General features: G+C 74.8%; 16 protein-coding genes. 4 read left to right on the top strand and 12 right to left on the bottom strand.

Annotated elements, in window-relative coordinates:
* Window positions 1–2: 2 nt before the first annotated feature.
* From ACRYRX_RS05285 to ACRYRX_RS05275, 3 genes are read right to left on the bottom strand one after another with little or no spacing between them, the layout of a single operon-like run.
* Window positions 3–227 (bottom strand): hypothetical protein, encoded by a 225-nt coding sequence (locus ACRYRX_RS05285; protein ID WP_432510778.1) that lies wholly within the window; start codon window positions 225–227, stop codon window positions 3–5.
* Window positions 224–1,654 carry a PspC domain-containing protein gene (locus ACRYRX_RS05280; RefSeq protein ID WP_432510777.1) on the bottom strand — a complete coding sequence of 477 codons (1,431 nt, stop codon included), beginning with the start codon at window positions 1,652–1,654 and terminating at the stop codon, window positions 224–226. The genes ACRYRX_RS05285 and ACRYRX_RS05280 overlap by 4 nt, the downstream gene beginning before the upstream one ends.
* Window positions 1,655–1,697: 43 nt before the next feature.
* A complete protein-coding gene (locus ACRYRX_RS05275; protein ID WP_432510776.1) occupies window positions 1,698–2,141 on the bottom strand; it encodes a PspC domain-containing protein in 444 nt (147 codons plus the stop codon).
* 114 nt (window positions 2,142–2,255) lie between these two features.
* Between ACRYRX_RS05275 and ACRYRX_RS05270 the strand changes: the two genes are divergently transcribed.
* The 3 genes from ACRYRX_RS05270 to ACRYRX_RS05260 all read left to right on the top strand — a co-directional run bounded on the left by ACRYRX_RS05270 (window position 2,256) and on the right by ACRYRX_RS05260 (window position 5,434).
* A complete protein-coding gene (locus ACRYRX_RS05270; protein WP_432510775.1) occupies window positions 2,256–3,482 on the top strand; it encodes an ATP-binding protein in 1,227 nt (408 codons plus the stop codon).
* Entirely contained in the window at window positions 3,479–4,165 is a 687-nt protein-coding gene (locus ACRYRX_RS05265; RefSeq protein ID WP_432510774.1) for a LuxR C-terminal-related transcriptional regulator, read from the top strand. Before ACRYRX_RS05270 ends, ACRYRX_RS05265 begins: the two co-directional genes overlap by 4 nt.
* A 252-nt stretch (window positions 4,166–4,417) precedes the next feature.
* Window positions 4,418–5,434, top strand: a complete 1,017-nt coding sequence (locus ACRYRX_RS05260; protein ID WP_432510773.1) for a Gfo/Idh/MocA family oxidoreductase — start codon at window positions 4,418–4,420, stop codon at window positions 5,432–5,434.
* Window positions 5,435–5,452: 18 nt separating this feature from the next.
* Here ACRYRX_RS05260 and ACRYRX_RS05255 read toward each other — a convergent pair whose 3' ends face one another.
* From ACRYRX_RS05255 to melA, 9 genes are read right to left on the bottom strand one after another with little or no spacing between them, the layout of a single operon-like run.
* The gene (locus ACRYRX_RS05255) at window positions 5,453–6,622 is read right to left on the bottom strand and encodes a Gfo/Idh/MocA family protein (protein ID WP_432510772.1); all 1,170 of its coding nucleotides are present in this window, start codon (window positions 6,620–6,622) and stop codon (window positions 5,453–5,455) included.
* On the bottom strand, window positions 6,619–7,458 hold the full coding sequence (locus ACRYRX_RS05250; protein WP_432510771.1) for a class II fructose-bisphosphate aldolase: 840 nt from the start codon (window positions 7,456–7,458) through the stop codon (window positions 6,619–6,621). Before ACRYRX_RS05250 ends, ACRYRX_RS05255 begins: the two co-directional genes overlap by 4 nt.
* On the bottom strand, window positions 7,455–8,372 hold the full coding sequence (locus tag ACRYRX_RS05245; protein ID WP_432510770.1) for a 1-phosphofructokinase family hexose kinase: 918 nt from the start codon (window positions 8,370–8,372) through the stop codon (window positions 7,455–7,457). The genes ACRYRX_RS05250 and ACRYRX_RS05245 overlap by 4 nt, the downstream gene beginning before the upstream one ends.
* The gene (locus ACRYRX_RS05240; RefSeq protein ID WP_432510769.1) at window positions 8,369–9,292 is read right to left on the bottom strand and encodes an N-acetylglucosamine kinase; all 924 of its coding nucleotides are present in this window, start codon (window positions 9,290–9,292) and stop codon (window positions 8,369–8,371) included. The genes ACRYRX_RS05245 and ACRYRX_RS05240 overlap by 4 nt, the downstream gene beginning before the upstream one ends.
* Complete coding sequence (locus tag ACRYRX_RS05235) at window positions 9,289–10,404, bottom strand: SIS domain-containing protein (RefSeq protein ID WP_432510768.1); 1,116 nt, start codon at window positions 10,402–10,404, stop codon at window positions 9,289–9,291. Before ACRYRX_RS05235 ends, ACRYRX_RS05240 begins: the two co-directional genes overlap by 4 nt.
* A 42-nt stretch (window positions 10,405–10,446) precedes the next feature.
* Window positions 10,447–11,292, bottom strand: coding sequence for a carbohydrate ABC transporter permease (locus ACRYRX_RS05230; protein WP_432510767.1), 846 nt, complete (start codon window positions 11,290–11,292; stop codon window positions 10,447–10,449).
* Window positions 11,289–12,224 carry a carbohydrate ABC transporter permease gene (locus ACRYRX_RS05225; protein ID WP_432510766.1) on the bottom strand — a complete coding sequence of 312 codons (936 nt, stop codon included), beginning with the start codon at window positions 12,222–12,224 and terminating at the stop codon, window positions 11,289–11,291. The genes ACRYRX_RS05230 and ACRYRX_RS05225 overlap by 4 nt, the downstream gene beginning before the upstream one ends.
* Window positions 12,225–12,232: 8 nt before the next feature.
* Complete coding sequence (locus tag ACRYRX_RS05220; protein ID WP_432510765.1) at window positions 12,233–13,534, bottom strand: ABC transporter substrate-binding protein; 1,302 nt, start codon at window positions 13,532–13,534, stop codon at window positions 12,233–12,235.
* A gap of 25 nt (window positions 13,535–13,559) precedes the next feature.
* Window positions 13,560–14,879, bottom strand: a complete 1,320-nt coding sequence (gene melA / locus ACRYRX_RS05215) for an alpha-galactosidase (protein WP_432510764.1) — start codon at window positions 14,877–14,879, stop codon at window positions 13,560–13,562.
* 76 nt (window positions 14,880–14,955) lie between these two features.
* On the opposite strand from melA, the gene ACRYRX_RS05210 reads away from it, so the two are divergent.
* Window positions 14,956–15,759 carry a DeoR/GlpR family DNA-binding transcription regulator gene (locus ACRYRX_RS05210; protein WP_432510763.1) on the top strand — a complete coding sequence of 268 codons (804 nt, stop codon included), beginning with the start codon at window positions 14,956–14,958 and terminating at the stop codon, window positions 15,757–15,759.
* Window positions 15,760–15,899: the final 140 nt, after the last annotated feature.

Genomic DNA, 15,899 nt, shown 5'->3' with positions numbered 1-15,899 from the left:
CGCTACCGGGGCCGCTCGCGGTCGGCGCCGCGGAGCGCCGCGGAGACCACCGACCCCGTCGCGACGGCCGCACCGCCGAGCAGCAGGATCCCGGCCGCCCAGTACTTCCAGTCCCAGCTGAGCCCGAACAGCTCGTGGACGGCGACGGCCGCGCCGAGCGCGACGAGCACCAGCCCGCCCAGGACGGCTCCGGGGTTCGGCCCCCGCCGGGGCGTGATCTCGCTCATTCCCCCTCCAGGGTGGTCGAGCCGGGGGCGCCGACCCGGACCTCACCGGTCCAGCTCGCCGCCCGCAGCCGCGGGGTGCCCGACGGCACGGTCCAGTCGTCGGGGTCGTCGCCGCGGACCTGCACGGCGGCGGCGAGGGCGGCGGCGTCGGGGCCGATCGCCAGGACCCGCCGGACGTCCAGCCCGCCGGCGACCTCGTCGCCGCCGTCCTGCGACGGTTCGGTCCCGCGCGGCGCCCCGACCTCCACGACGTCTTCGGCGGGCCGCCACCGGACGGTCCCGGCGAGGGCGCTGGCGTCCAGCAGGACGGTGGCGTCCCGCGGGACCTCCACGGCGAGCCGGCCCGCGGCGATCGTGGCCGAGGCGGGGCCGGCGTCCAGCCCGGCCGGGTCGACGGTCAGGAGACCGACCGCGGAGCTGAGACCGTCCTGCGTCGTGGGGCGCCAGGTCCGGTCGACCTCCCACGTCCAGTTCGTCGACGGCGGCAGCAGGGCGGTGGCGACGGCGGCGAACGCCGCGGGCCAGGCCAGCCCGATCAGCGCGGTGCGGCGCCCGCGCAACCCGGCGACCACGGCGCCCAGACCGGCGACGACGACGGCCGCGGCCAGCGCGAGGGTCAGCACGCGCGCGTCGAGGGTCGTCAGGAGCCCGGCGGCGACCACGGCGCCCGCGGCCAGCAGCGCCAGCCCCAGGGTCGCGGTGGTCAGCAGCGGGGACCCCGGGCGCTGGGCGGCCTTCTGCCGGGCGCGTTCGGCGGCGCGGCGGGCCGCGGCCTCCGCGGCGGTCCGCCCCTTCTCGCGGGCCAGTTCGCGGGCGGCGGCGCGCCGTTCGGTCGGGGACCCGAAACCCGCCTGCGGGCCGGGGTCCTCCACCGGGCTCGCCGCGGGGACGTCCTTGACCAGCGAGACCGGCCGGGTGACCGCCTCGGGCCCGGGTCCGGGTTCCGGTTCGGGTGCGGCGACGGGTTCGCGCCGCGCGCACGGCGGCAGCGTGAAGTCGCGCAGCAGCCACCAGCCCAGGAGCGCCACGAGCCCGGTGATGAGGAAACCCGCACCGGGGCCGCTGAGCCCGCCGTTCAGCACCCCCAGCAGGGCGCGCGGCAGGACCAGGTCGGCGACGACCAGCGCCGCCGACAACCAGGCCGCCCCGGACAGCTCACCGCGCAGGACCGCCTCGGCCTCGATGCGCCCGGCGCCCTCCTCGCGGCCGTCGGGCAGCAGCAGCCAGCAGGCGCCGTAGAAGGCCAACCCCAGGCCCCCCACCACGGTCAGCGCGACGAGGACGCCGCGGACCAGCAGGGGGTCGACGCCCAGCCGGGCGGCGATCCCGCCGCACACGCCCGCGAACCAGCGGTCCGGCGAGCGCTCCACACCGGAGGAACGGAGGGCCGCGAAGAACTTCGCGCCCTGACGGGTCGGGGTGCTCACGGTCCGACTCTCCCACCGGTTCCAGCTGGGCCCGGGCGCCGGCTCAGAGGATCCAGCCCAGGCCCAGCAGGCCGTTGCCGAGGACGAGGTCGAGCACGACCAGCCCGATCGCCAGGACCAGCGCCCCCGACACGTCGCCGCGCTGCGCGACCTGCGCCTCGATGCGGCCGGTCACGTCGGGCAGCAGCGCCCAGGCCAGGCCGTACAGGCCCAGCCCGACACCGCCGAACAGCGCCAGCACGACGAAGCCGATCCGGACCACGTTGACGTTGACGCCGGTGCGCTCGGCGACGCCGCCGGCGACCCCGGCGACCCAGCGGTCGCGGCTGCGGACGAGGCGGGTGCGGCGGACCGCGCCGAAGAAGCGGTCGGCGGCGGTCGGGCGGGCGGGGTCGGTCACGGGCTGGCTCATCGTGGGCTCCTGCGCTGCGTCGGAAGGGGTGTCGGAGGGGGTCTTGCCGAAGTCGAGGTGGTCGGTCGAGGTCATGCCTCGAGACTGGCCCGCACCGGCCCCCGGGCACATCGGGGACGACCCTGAGTCGACCCTGAAACCCCGCTGCGGGGGTCCCCGGGGTCGCCGGGCGCGTGCCACGATCGGGACGTGAGCACGCAGGCGGCAGCACCCCCCGGCACGGTGACCAGACCCCCGCTGGTGCGGGCCGTGGAGCACCGGCGGGTGGCCGGCGTCGCGGCCGGGATCTCCGTGCACACGGGGATCCCGCTGGCCCGCGTCCGCACCGTGTTCGCGGCCGCCGCGTTCCTCGGCGGTTTCGGGGTCGTGCTGTACGCCGTGCTGGCGCTGCTGCTGCCCGACGAGCGCCAGCTCGCCCTCGACCCCGCCCAGCGCGCCGACCCCGCCGGGTGGGTCCTCGCGCACCGCAACGCCCTCGTCGGCGTCGCCCTCGTCGTCGGGGTCGGGCTCGTGCCCGCGATGAACCTCGTGCGCGGCTCGTCCCGGTTCGTGGTCCCCGTGCTGGTCGCCGGCGCCGGGGTCGTGCTGGCGTGGAGCCAGCTCGACGCGACCCGGCGGCGCCGGTTCGTGGAGGAGTCCACCGACGGCCGCGGCGCCGTCGCGCGGGTCCTCGTCGGGGCGTCGCTGGTCGTCCTGGGCGCCGGGTTGTTCTTCGTCGTCGTGGGCGACGTGGGGCAGTTCTGGCGGTCGGCGCTCGCCGGGGTCGTCGTCCTGGGCGGGGTCGGGCTCGTCGTCGCGCCGTGGGTGGTGCGGCTGTGGCAGGACCTCGGCGCGGAACGGGCGGCGCTGGCGAAGGAGCAGCAGCGGGCCGAGTTCGCCGCGCACGTCCACGACTCGGTGCTGCAGACGCTGGCCCTCATCCAGAAGCGCGCGGGCGACCCCGGGGAGGTCGCGCGGCTGGCCCGGCGCCAGGAACGTGAACTGCGGCAGTGGTTGTACGGCGACCACGGGACGACCGCCGGGACGCTCGGCGCGGCGCTGCGGGCCGCGGCCAGCGAGGTCGAGGACGTGTCGGGCGCGGTCGTGGAGGTGGTCCTCGTGGGCGACCTGGACAACCGCGAGCTCGACCGCGGGTTGTCGGCGCTGGCCCAGGCCGCGCGCGAGGCCCTGCTGAACGCGGGCCGGCACGCGGGTGGGACGGTGTCGGTGTACGCCGAACCGGTGGGCGCCGGCGTCGAGGTGTTCGTCCGGGACCGCGGCGGGGGTTTCGACCTCGACGCGATCCCCGAGGACCGGCTGGGCGTGCGCGAGTCCATCGTCGGGCGCATGCAGCGCGCCGGGGGTTCGGCCTCGATCCGCCGTCCCGCCGACGGCGGGACCGAAGTGACGTTGCGGCTGCCGGGAGGGGTTTCGTGATCAGGGTCCTCGTCGTGGACGACCACCGGATGGTGCGGTCGGGGGTGCGGGCGGAACTGTCGTCCGCCGACGACCTGGAGGTCGTCGGCGAGGCCGCGGACGTCGAGGGGGCCGTCGCCGCCGTGACGGCGCTGCGGCCCGACGTCGTGCTGCTCGACGTGCACCTGCCCGCGGGTCCGGACGAGAACCCCGCGCCGGGGGCGGGCTCGGGCGGGGCGCAGGTCCTGGCCCGCTGCGCCGACCTGCTGGCCTCCGCGCCGCCGGTCCGGTTCCTGGCCCTGTCGGTGTCCGATGCCGCCGACGACGTGATCGCCGTCATCCGGCGCGGCGCCCGCGGGTACGTGACGAAGACGATCAGCGGCGACGAGCTGGCCGCCGCGGTGCGCAGGGTCGCCGACGGCGACGCGGTGTTCTCGCCCCGGCTGGCGGGTTTCGTCCTCGACGCGTTCGGCGCGGGCACCGGGGAGGTCGCCGCGGCCGACGACGAGCTGGACCGGCTCTCGGCCCGGGAGCGGGAGGTGATGCGGCTCATCGCGCGCGGCTACGCGTACAAGGAGGTGGCGAAGGAGCTGTTCATCTCCGTGAAGACGGTGGAGACGCACGTCTCGGCGGTGCTGCGCAAGCTCCAGCTGTCGAACCGCAACGAGCTGACGCGCTGGGCCGCGGCCCGCCGCCTGCTCTGACCCCGGCACTCGTCCCTGCCCCGCCCGCCCCGCCCGCCCCGCCCCCACCCTCCCTCGGCGATCAAGGACTACTGCGCGGCGATCAAGGACACCCGGTGTGGTCCACCGCCCGGGTGTCCTTGATCGCCGTGGCGGTGTCCTTGATCGCCGTGGCGGTGTCCTTGATCACCGTGGCGGTGTCCTTGATCGCCGTGGAGGAGGGGGCGGCACTAGCCTGTGGACCGGTCCACCCGCGCCCCCGAAAGGACACCGATGTCCCAGCCCGTCCGCTTCGCGCTCATCGGCACCGGCCGCATCGGCCAGGTCCACGCCGCGTCCCTGCACCGCAGCGAGGACGCCGTGATCACCGTCGCCGCCGACGCGGTCCTCGCCGGCGCCGAGCGGACGGTCGCCCGGTACGGCGGCCGCGCCACGTCCGACGCGCTGGAGGCGATCGCGGCCGACGACGTCGACGCGGTCGTCGTCGCCTCCCCCACCCCCACCCACGTCGACCTCATCACCGCCGCCCTCGACGCCGGGAAACCGGTGCTGTGCGAGAAGCCGATCGACCTGGACATCGCGCGCGTCGACGCGGTCCGCGACCGGGCGCGGTCGGCGCCGACCCCGGTCGTCCTCGGTTTCAACCGGCGCTTCGACCCGCACTTCACCGAGCTGCGCCGCCGGGTGCGGGCCGGGGAGATCGGCCGCCTGGAGCACCTGGCCATCACCAGCCGCGACCCGGAGGAACCGCCGTCGGAGTACGTGGCGGTCTCCGGCGGCATCTTCCGGGACATGACGATCCACGACTTCGACACGGCCCGCTCGTTCGTCCCCGACATCGTGTCCGTGACGGCGGTCGGCCTGCGGCAGTTCAGCGCGGGGATCGCCGCGGCGGGCGACTTCGACGCCGCCGTCACGACCCTGGTCGGCGCCGGCGGGGAATCGGTGACGATCACGAACTCCCGGCACGCCGCCTACGGCTACGACCAGCGGATCGAGGCGTTCGGCGCCGACGGGCTGCTGGAGGTCGGGAACGTGACGCCGACGCTGGTGCGGGCGACGTCGGCGGCGGCGACGGCCTCCGGCGAGCCGTACCGCCGGTTCTTCCTGGAACGCTACCGGGACGCCTACGAGCTGGAACTGGCCGCGTTCATCGCCACGGTCCGCGGCGAGGACACGTCCGCGAACCCGAGCCCGGGTTTCGAGGACGGCCGCGCCGCGCTGCTGCTGGCCGACGCCGCGGAGGTGTCGGCCCGGGAGGGGCGCACGGTCGCGGTCGACCTGACCTGACGGGGCGGGACGGCACCGCTAGGCGGCGCGGGTGAAGTGCCGGACCACGTCGTCGGGGAGGTCCGGGATCGTCAGCGGCACCGAACCCGACCGCAGGGACTGCGCCGCCAGGGCCCCGGTGGCGACCGCTTCACGGGCCGCCACCGGGGACACCAGGGTGGGGGAACCCTCGACGAGGTGGGCGAAGAACTCCGCCAGGGTCGCCAGGTCGGCGTCCTCGTGGCCGCCGGCGCCGCCCCCGACCGGGTGCTCGCGGTCGCCGGTGGCGGACCACTCGTGCCGCCGGTCCCACACGCGGACGACCCCGCCGGCGGTGTCGCCGAAGTTCTCCAGCCGCCCCTCGGTCCCGATGACGGTGTAGTTGCGCCAGTAGTCGGGGGTGAAGTGGCACTGCTGGTAGCTGGCCTGCACCCCGTTGTCCAGGCCCATGAGCACCATGGAGAGGTCCTCGACGTCGACGACGGGGTTCAGCCCGGTCTGCGCCGCGGGCGGCCAGTTGTCCATCGAGAACCAGTCCGGCATGGTCTCGCCGGGGCGTTCGCGGCGGTCGGTGACGGCGCCGTACACCAGCAGGCCGCCCATGCCGACGACCCGGCGGGTGTACCCCCCGGCGAGGTGGTGGACGACGTCGAGGTCGTGGCTGGCCTTCTGCAGCAGGAGGGTTCCCGTGCGGCGGCGGTCGGCGTGCCAGTCCTTGAAGTAGTAGTCCCCGCCGTGGCCGACGAAGTGCCGCACCCAGACCGCGCGGACCTCGCCGATCTCGCCGCGGTCGACGACCCCCTTCATGGTGCGCACGACGGCCGCGTGCCGCAGGTTGTGCCCCACGTACAGGGGGGTCCCGGTCGCGGCCGCCGCGGTCAGGACCCGGTCGGCGTCCGCCAGCGTCGTCGCGAGGGGTTTCTCCAGGTACACGGCGACCCCGGCGCGCAGCAGGTCGACGGCGATGTCGGCGTGGGTGTCGTCGGGGGTGGTGACCAGCGCGGCCCGCACGCCGGACCCGGCGAGGAGGGTGCGGTGGTCGCCGAAGACGTCGGCCCCGGGGAAGAGGGACGCGGCGCGCTCGCGGCCCGCCCCGCTCGTGTCGGCGACGGCGGTGACGCGCGCCGACGGCCACGCCCGCGGGACGTGGGTCCCGAGCTCGGCGCGGGTCCCCGCCCCGATGACCGCGACCGGCAGACCCGGGCTCACGACGCGCCCTCGGCCAGGACCTGCAGGAGGCGGGCGGTCTCCTCCTGGACGGCGGTGCGTCCGGCGCTGACGTACCGGCGGGGGTCGGTGAGGTCGGGCTGGCTGGTCAGCACCTCGCGCAGGGCCCCGGTGAACAGGCCGTTGAGGTGCGTGGCGACGTTGACCTTCGTCATCCCCGCCCCGACGGCCCCGCGCAGCTCGGCGTCGGACAACCCCGAGGAACCGTGCAGGACGAGCGGGACCGGGACGCTGCGGGCCAGTTCGCGGATCAGCTCGCGGTCGGCGCTGGCCACGCGGCTCCGCATGGCGTGCGAGGTCCCCACGGCGACGGCCAGCGCGTCGACGCCCGTCGCCGCGACGAACTCGGCCGCGTCCCCGGGGTCGGTGCGGGCCCCCGGGACGTGCACGCCGTCCTTGCCCCCCACCTCACCGAGTTCGGCCTCGACCCCGATCCCCGCGTCGTGGCAGCGCCGCGCCACGTCGCGGGTGGCGGCGAGGTTCTCCTCGTAGGGCAGTTCGGAGCCGTCGAACATGATCGAGTCGACGCCGAGCTCGATCCCGGTGGCGACGAGGTCGAGGTCCTTGACGTGGTCGAGGTGGACGAGCACCTGGACGTCCGCGGCCCGGGCGACGGCCTGCGTGGCGACGGTGATGGGGACCAGTCCCCGGTGGTACGTGGCGCAGTTCTCGCTGATCTGCAGCACGACGGGCAGTCCCGCGCCGGCGGCGCCGGCGGCGATGGCCTCGGCGTGCTCGAGGAGGACGACGTTGAACGCGCCGACCCCGCGGCCGGCGTCGCGGGCGTCGCCGAGGAGCGTCGTGAACGGGGAACTCATGCCGGGCTCCTGGTCGGGTCGAGGGGGAGTTCGAGGGGGAGGTCGGTCAGGAAGCCGGTGAGGGCGCGGTGGTCCACCTCACCGGCCGTGGGGCGCAGGACGGCGGCCGCGCCGAAGGCCGCGGCGCAGCCCAGCGCGGCCCGCAGGGTCAGGCCCCGGGTGAGCGCGAGCACCAGCCCCGCCGTGGCGGCGTCCCCGGCGCCGGTGGCGTTGCCGCGCACCCCGGGGACCGCGGGCACGGTCAGGACGGCGTCGCGGGTGTGGGCGGCCAGCCCGTCCACCCCCCGGGAGACGACGACGGTCCCGGCGCCGCGGGCGAGCAGGTCGGCGGCCCCGTCCGCCTCGCCGGCGGCCCCGGTGGCCGCGAGGAGTTCCTCCCGGTTGGGTTTGCAGACGTCCGCGCCGGCGTCGGCGGCCGCCAGGAGGGCCGGGCCGGAGACGTCGGCGACCGTCAGGCCGGTGGCGGCGCCGATCAGCCGTCCCACGCCCGCCGGGTCGGCGTCCCGCGGCAGGGACCCGGACACGACGAGGGCGTCGGCGTCCGCGGCGTCCGCGGCGACGGCCGCGACCAGCGCGTCCCACTCCGCGGCCGTGACCCGCGGGCCGGGTTCGCCGAACATCGTGGGGTGGGCGACGTCGTCGACGACCGTGACCGTGGTCCTCGTCTCGCCGGACAGCGCGACCGTGGTCGCCGGCACGTCCAGCGCCGCGGCGAGCCACGCCCCGGGGGCTCCCCCCAGCGGCAGCACGCACCGGGACGGCACCCCCGCGGCGTGCAGGACCCGGGCGACGTTGACCCCCTTGCCCCCGGGGCGGCGCGCGACGTCGAGGACCCGCTGCGTCCGGCCGACGCGCTGCTCGTCGACGCGGTACGTCACGTCGACCGCCGGGTTCGGGGTCACGACGACGATCACGACGTCCCCCGCCGCAGGGCGTACAGGGCGCTGCCGTGCCCGGGGTCGTACCGGGGTTCCACCAGCGTCGGTCGCAGCGGGCTGGCGGCCAGGGCGGTCGCGAACGTCTCCCGCACGACGGGCGCCTGGAACAGGCCACCGGAGTAGGACACGGGGACGCCCTGCCCGGCCCGGTACCCGAGGGCGGCGGCCGTGGTCTCGACGAGGAGGAGCAGTTCCGCCACGGCGGCCCGGACGATGCCCAGCGCCGTCGGGTCACCGGCCGCCGCGGCGGCGGTGACGGTGCGGGCCAGCGAGGCGACCTCGGCGCGACGGCCCTGCCAGCGGTCCAGGACGACGCTGATCGCGTCGAGGTCGGCGGTGATGCCGAGACCGGCGCGGACGGCGTCGTACAGGGCCGTCCTCGGCTCGCGGCCGTCGGCCATGCGGGAGAAGGCGCTCAGGCCGCGGACGGCGACCCAGTGGGCCGACCCCTCGTCGCCGAACAGTTCCCCCCAGCCCCCGGCCCGGTGCGCGGCCCCCTCGCGCTCGCCGTAGGCGATGGACCCGGTCCCGGCGACCACGTTGATCCCGTCCCGGCCGCCGAGGGACCCGGCCCAGCCGCTGACCATGTCGTTGCCGCAGGCGTACCGCCGGTGGCCGAGGACCTTCTCCGGCAGGGCGTCCAGGGCGGGGACGTCCGCGCTGAACTCGCCGTAGCCGGGGAAGGCGAAGAACGCGAAGCCGATCTCGTCGGCGGCGACCCCGGCCGTGACCGCGGCCACCCCGTCGGCGACGACCCGTTCCACCGGGGCGAGCCCGCCCTGCCCGAAGTAGTAGCAGGACGGCTGCAGGTCCTGCGCGACGACCGCGCCGTCGGCGTCCACCAGGACGAAGGCGGTCTTCGTGCCGCCGCCGTCCATGCCCAGGTAGTAGGTCATCGCAGGGGCAGCTCGTGGATGCGCACGCCCTGGACGACGCGGTTCACCGAGCCGTCGGGGAAGGGGTTGTCGGGCGTGCAGCCCAGGCGCACCGACGCGCCGAGGGCGAGCAGTTGCGCGAACGACGCCAGGGCGACGGCCCGCAGGCCGTCGTCGAGGCCGTCGAGCCCGGGGACGGGGAAGTCCTCCGCACCCAGGTGGACGACGCGGCGGGGGTGCTCCTGCCGCAGCTCGGCGACGATGTCGGCGTCGTACCGCGCCGTGTACGGGTCGCGGGAGCCGTGGACGACGACGAGCGTGCGGTCGTCGACGATCGACTTCGGGCCGTGCCGGAAACCCAGCGGGCTGTCGTGGAACGCCGGGATCCGGCCGGCGGTCAGTTCCAGCAGCTTCAGCGCGGACTCCTGCGCGAGCCCCCGCAGCGGCCCGCTGCCGAGGTACACGACACGCCGGGGTTCGGCGTCCAGCAGCGCGTCGATCTGCGGTGCGCGGTCCAGGAGGGACGTCGCGGCCGCCGCGAGGGCGTCGACGGCCGCCGCGCGTCCGGGCTCGAAGGCGAGCAGGACGGCCAGCAGCATCGTGGAGAAGCTCGACGTCATGGCGAAACCGGTGTCGTTGGTCTGCTCGGGCAGCAGCAGGACGAACGACCGCGGCGCGGTGGTGTGCTCGCGGGCCAGCCGTCCCTCGGCGTTGCAGGTGATGACGAGGTGGTGGACCTCCGGTGCGACCTGCTCGGCGAGACGGGTCGCCGCGGAGCTCTCCGGGCTGTTGCCGGACCGGCCGAACGAGACGAGCAGCACGGGCAGGGGTTCGGCGAGGACGCCGAGGGGGTCGGCGACGAGGTCGGTGGTGGCGAGGGACTCGACGCGGCGGCGCAGCGTCCGGCGCAGCGCCTCGCTCGCGATGTCGCCGACGAACGCGGAGGTGCCGGCGCCGGTGAGGACGATGCGCAGGTCCTCGCGGGCGAGCAGCGGGGCCAGGAACCCCTGGAGCGCGGGCCCCTGCCGGGCGAGGAGGTCGCGCAGGTCGCGCCAGGCGGCCGGCTGCTGCCGGATCTCGCGGTGCGTCGCGCTGGTGGCGCTCGCGTCGGGGGACGTGGTCGGGTGGGGCACGGGTGCTCCTGCGGTTCGGGGCGTGGGGGTGGGCACGGGCGGTCAGCCCTTCAGGCCGGCGGAGGCCATGGTCGCGACGAACTGCTTCTGCGCGACGAGGAAGAGCAGCACGAGGGGCAGGGTCGCGACGACGTTCCCGGCCATGAGCAGCGACCAGTCGGTGCGCCGCGTGCCCTGGAAGTTGGTCAGCCCCAGTTGCAGCGTGAAGGAGCTCTCGTCGTTGATGGCGACCAGCGGCCAGACGAGGTCGTTCCAGGAACCCAGCAACGTGAAGATCGCCAGCGTCGCCAGCGCCGGCCGGGCCAGCGGCAGCACGATGCGGAAGAAGACCCCCCAGCGGCTGCACCCGTCGATGCGGCCGGCTTCCTCCAGCTCGGTGGGCAGGGACAGGAAGAACTGCCGCATGAGGAAGATCCCGAACGCCGAGGCGAGCCAGGGCACGATCGCCGCACCGAGGTTGTTCACCAGGCCGAGCCGGGCGAACATCACGTACGTCGGGATCATCAGCAGCTGGGAGGGGATCATGATGGTGGCCAGGACGGCGAGGAACCCCGGTGAGCGGCCCGGGAACCGCAACCGCGCGAAGCCGTAACCGGCCAGCGAGCACAGGACGAGGTGGGAGACGATGGCGGCCGCCGACACCACGGCGGTGTTGAGCAGCCAGCGCAGGATCGACGACTGCTCGAACAGCTTCTCGTACCCGCTCAGCGTCAGGTGCGAGGGGAGGAACGCGGGCGGGAACCTGTTGATGTCCGACGCGGGCGTCAGCGAGGTGAGGAGCATCTCGACGAACGGCAGCAGGAACAGCAGCGACACCGGCAGCAGCAGGAGGTGCCACGGGCTGAACGGCAGTCCGCGTCGTGGGCGCGGCGGTGCGGTCGTGCTCACGGGGTCCTCCCGGCGCGGCGTTGGGTGAGGGTGACGGCGAGGGTCACGACGAGGGTCACGAGGAACAGGGCGTAGGCGATGGCCGAGCCGTACCCGAACTGCAGGTGCTGGAAGGCGGTCGTCCACACCCGGTAGACGACGGTCTCGGTCGCGCCGAGCGGACCGCCGCGGGTGGTGGCGTAGACGAGGTCGAAGAGCTGGACCGCCTGCAGCGTCTGGTAGACGGCCACGAACGAGGTGACCGGCCGCAGCTGGGGCCAGACGACCCGCCAGAAGACCTGCGGGGAGCTCGCGCCGTCGATGCGCGCGGCTTCGACCGTCTCGGCCGGGACGTCCTGCAGGGCGGCGAGGTAGATGACGGTGGTGAAGGCCGCCTGGCCCCACAGCGACATGACCGTGATGACCACCACGGCCTGGCCGCTGTCCTCCAGCCACCCCTGCTGCGGCAGGTGCAGGACGCGCAGCACGTTGTTCACGAGCCCGAACTGGGGGCTGAACAGGTACGTGGTGAGGATGCCGGTGGCGGCGGCCGAGGCGACGAACGGCACGAAGACGGCGGTGCGGTAGAGCCCGACGAACCGGATGCGCCGGTTGAGCGCGACGGCCAGGCCGACGCCCAGCAGCAGCGAGGCCGGGACGAACAGGACGGTGTAGAGCCCGGTGTGCAGGACGGCCGAACCCAGTTCGGCGTCGGTCAGCAGGTCCCGGTAGTTCTGCGTCCCCACCGCGGCCTGCGGGCTGAAACCGTCCCACTTGCGGAAGGAGAGGATGAGGGCCCAGACGCCGGGGAAGATCGTGAGCCCGCCGACGACGATCAGGGCCGGGGCGACGAAGCCCCACCCGGCCCACGCCTCCCCCGTGACGCGACGGCGGCGGGGTGGGCGATCGATCGCGGCCGGTCGCCGCTCGGTGCGTGTTCCGGTGACGGTCACGGGGTCTCCTAGCTCTGCCGGAGGGCTTTGTCGGCGGCGGTGGCGGCTTCCCGGAGGGCGTCCTCGGGATCGCCCTGCCCCTGCAGGACGTGCGCGACCGCGTTCCCCACGGCTTCGGACAGCCCGTTGTAGCCGGGGACGGTGGGACGCGACTGCCGGGCGTTGGCCGCGTTGGCCTGCATGACGTCCAGTCCGGGCAGTTCACGCGCCTGGGCGAGGAACGCCTCGCCGGTGGCCTCGCTGGAGCGCAGCGGCAGGTTCCCGACGGCGAGGTTGAACCGCGCGTCCTGCTCGGCGGAGGTCAGCCACAGCGCGAACCGCGTCGCCCAGTGGGCCCGGTTGACGTCGTCGTTGTCGAACAGCGTCCACAGGTCCGGACCGGAGACCGTCTCGTGGTTCCCGCCGGTGCCGGGCAGCTGCACGACGCCGTAGGAGGTGCCCGCCGTCTTGAGCGCCGACAGCTCCCACGGGCCGGACGTCATCATCGCCACCCGGTCGCTGGCGAACAGCTGGGCGAACTTCGTGTCGGTCTGGTCGAGGTAGACGCTGCGGTCGTCCACGGCCATGGCCCGCAGGAACTCCAGCGCCCGCACACCCTCGGGGGAGGCGAACGCCGACCTCGTGCCCGACGGGTCCAGGATGGCCCCGCCGTTCTGCCACAGGTGCGGCCACAGCTGCCAGGTCGTCTCCTCGCTGCCGGACACCGAGTAGGCGTACCCGTAGGTGTGGGCGGCGGGGTCGGTCAGCTGCTTCGCCGCCTCCCGGAAGTCCTCCCAGGTCCAGTCGTCCGTCGGGTGGTCCACTCCGGCCCGGTCGAAGACCGTCTCGTTGTAGAACAGGGCGATGTTGTCCACCACGGCGGGCACCCCGATGGTGCGCCGGCCGGTGGGCCGGGCCGTCTGGCGGGCGGCCTCGGTGAACTCGTCCCACGCCACGTCGGGCCCGGCGACCTCGCGGGTGATGTCGAGGGTCCGGCCGGAGCGTTCGAGCTGGCTGGCCCAGGAGCCGAACGTGTAGGAGATGTCCGGGGAGTCGTCCGCGGCGAAGGACGCGGCGAGCTTCTGCAGCAGCTCCTCGGTGGAGGACGCCCCGGGGGACATCTCGATGGTGACGTTGGGGTGCAGTTCCTCGAACTCGTCGACGAGTTCCTGGAGGAAGCCCGCGGCCTCGTCGCTCTGGCCGGACCAGAACGTGAGGTGGACGTCGGCGGAGGTGTCGAGGACGGTGATCTCCTCCTTGCCGCAGCCGGTGGCCAGCGACAGGGCGAGGAGGCCGGTGGCGGCCAGGGCGGTCCGTCGGGGTACGGGCACCAGAACTCCTCCGGTCGTGGGGTGGTCAGAGCGCGTTCGGGGACAGGGGCTCGCGCAGGGCCTCGGGCAGGAGGTCCCCGTGGGCGGCCACGAGGTCGTTGCACATCGCCCAGACCTGTTCCGGGGTCAGCGTGGAGCCGGCGTTGGGGTCCACGAGCACCGCCTGCCGCAGGAGCCGGGGGTCACCGGTGCGGGCCGCCTCGACGGTGAGCTCGGCGACCGAGACGTAGGGCCGGTTCACGGCCGCGGCCTGGACCGGCAGCGCCCCCACGGGCACCGGGCGGATGCCGTCGGCCCCCACCAGGGTGGGGACCTCGACGACGCAGCCGTCCGGGAGGTTGTCGATGAGGCCGCGGTTCACGACGTTGGCGTGGATCTCGCGCTCGGTGCCCGTGACGAGGGAGTGGACGACCTGCGGCGCGTACTCGGTCGCACCCTGCTCCAGCGGCAGGTCGTCGCCGGCCGCGAGGGCCTTCTCGGCCGCGTGGAACTCGTCGACGTTCTCCTGGGAGATCCGCAGGTACTCCGACGGTTCGAGCCGGAACCTGTCGATCTGCTCGGCCGAGCGCAGGAACCAGGGCAGGTACTCGGCGGAGTGCTCGCTGGTCTCGGTCGGGTAGTAGCCGATGCGGCGGAAGATCTCGACGCGGACGCGACGTTCGAGCTCGGGGTCGCGGGCGATGCGCTCGCGCAGCAGGGGGTAGAGGTCGCGGCCACCGTGGGTCCACTCCAGCAGCCAGGCCTGGTGGTTCACCCCGGCGGCGCGGAACCGGGTGTCCTCGACGTCCAGGCCGAGCAGCGCGGCGAGGTCGTGGGCGGTCCAGTAGACGCTGTGGCACAGGCCCAGGGCGGTGAGCTCGGGGGCCACGACGCTGGTCCACCAGATGTTCATGGCCATCGGGTTGGTGTAGTTCAGGAACACCGCGTCCGGTGCGACCTCGCGCAGGTCGGCGGTGAGCCCGGTGAGGAAGGGGAAGGTCCGCAGGGCGCGGAACACCCCGCCGACGCCGGTGGTGTCGCCGATGGTCTGCTTCAGCCCGTAGCGGGCGGGGATCTCCAGGTCGTGCCGGGTGGCGTCGATGCCGCCGATCTGGACCATGTCGACGACGAAGTCCGCGTCGGCCAGGGCCCGGCGGCGGTCGGTGGTGGCGGTGACCGTGCTCGCGACCCGTCCCAGGCGTTCGCCGACCTGGTGGGCGGTGCCCTCGGCGACGGCGAGCCGGCGTTCGTCGACGTCGAAGAGCGTCAGGTCCAGCGGGCCGAGGTCGTCGAAGCCGAGGAGGTCGGCGACGAGCTGCCGGGTGAAGACGACGCTGCCGGCCCCGACGAAGGTGACTCGAGTCATGGCCCGATGTTGATTCGGGTGAGCGGTGTCCGCAACGATCTGAGCGAAACGCTCAGAACTACTGATCGGATCCCCTGTGACGACGGCACTCCCCCTCCCCCGGGCCGGCTCGGGCAAGCGTTCGCGCCGGCTGGTCGCCCTCCTGGACCTCCTCTCGGAGGGGGAGACGGTCAGCCTGCACCGGATCGTCGACGAGCTCGCCGTCTCGGTCGCCACGGCCCGCCGCGACCTGGCCGACCTGGAGGGCCAGGGCCTGCTGACCCGGACCCACGGCGGCGCCCGGATCGCGCCCTCGGCCGTGGAGGTCCCCGTGCGCCTGCGGGCCGGGACCTCGCACCGGACGAAGCAGCTCATCGCGCGGCGCGCGGCGACGTTCCTGCCCGAGGGGCCGTACGCCGTCGCGATCGGGGGTGGGACGACGGCCGCGGAGGTCGCCCGGGCCCTGGTGTTCCGGACCGAGCTGACGATCGTCACGAACTCGCTGACGACGGCCGGGGAGATCGGGTCCCGCCCGAACCTGCGCGTCCTGGTGACGGGCGGGGTCGTGCGCCCGAACTCCTTCGAGCTCGTGGGGGTCCTGGCGGAGAACACGTTCTCGGCCCTCAACGTCGGCACCGCGTTCCTGGGGGCCGACGGGCTCAGCGCCGCCGGCGGGGTCACCACCCACGACGAGACCGAGGCGAGGACGAACGCGGCGATGGTCCGGAACGCCCAGCGGACGGTGGTGGTGGCCGACTCCTCCAAGATCGGACGGGTCACCCTGGCCCGGGTGGCCGACCTCGCCGGGGTCCACGACGTCGTCACCGACTCCGGGGCGCCCGACCACGAGCTGGAGCGGATCCGGGCGTGCGGGCCCCGGGTGCACGTGGTCGCGGTGTGAGGTTCCTCGGGCGAGCGCGGCGGCGGTCTCCGGGACGAGCGCGAGGACGAGGTCGGGTTCGACCGCGGCGATCCGCTCGACGCCGGCCCCGGTGCCGGGGCCGAGCTCCACGAGTTCGCCGGTGGGCCGGCCGGCGGCCC

Source organism: Kineococcus lubricus (genome assembly GCF_050871965.1).
Classification (GTDB): domain Bacteria; phylum Actinomycetota; class Actinomycetes; order Actinomycetales; family Kineococcaceae; genus Kineococcus.
This window is presented reverse-complemented; position numbering and strand designations above follow the sequence as displayed.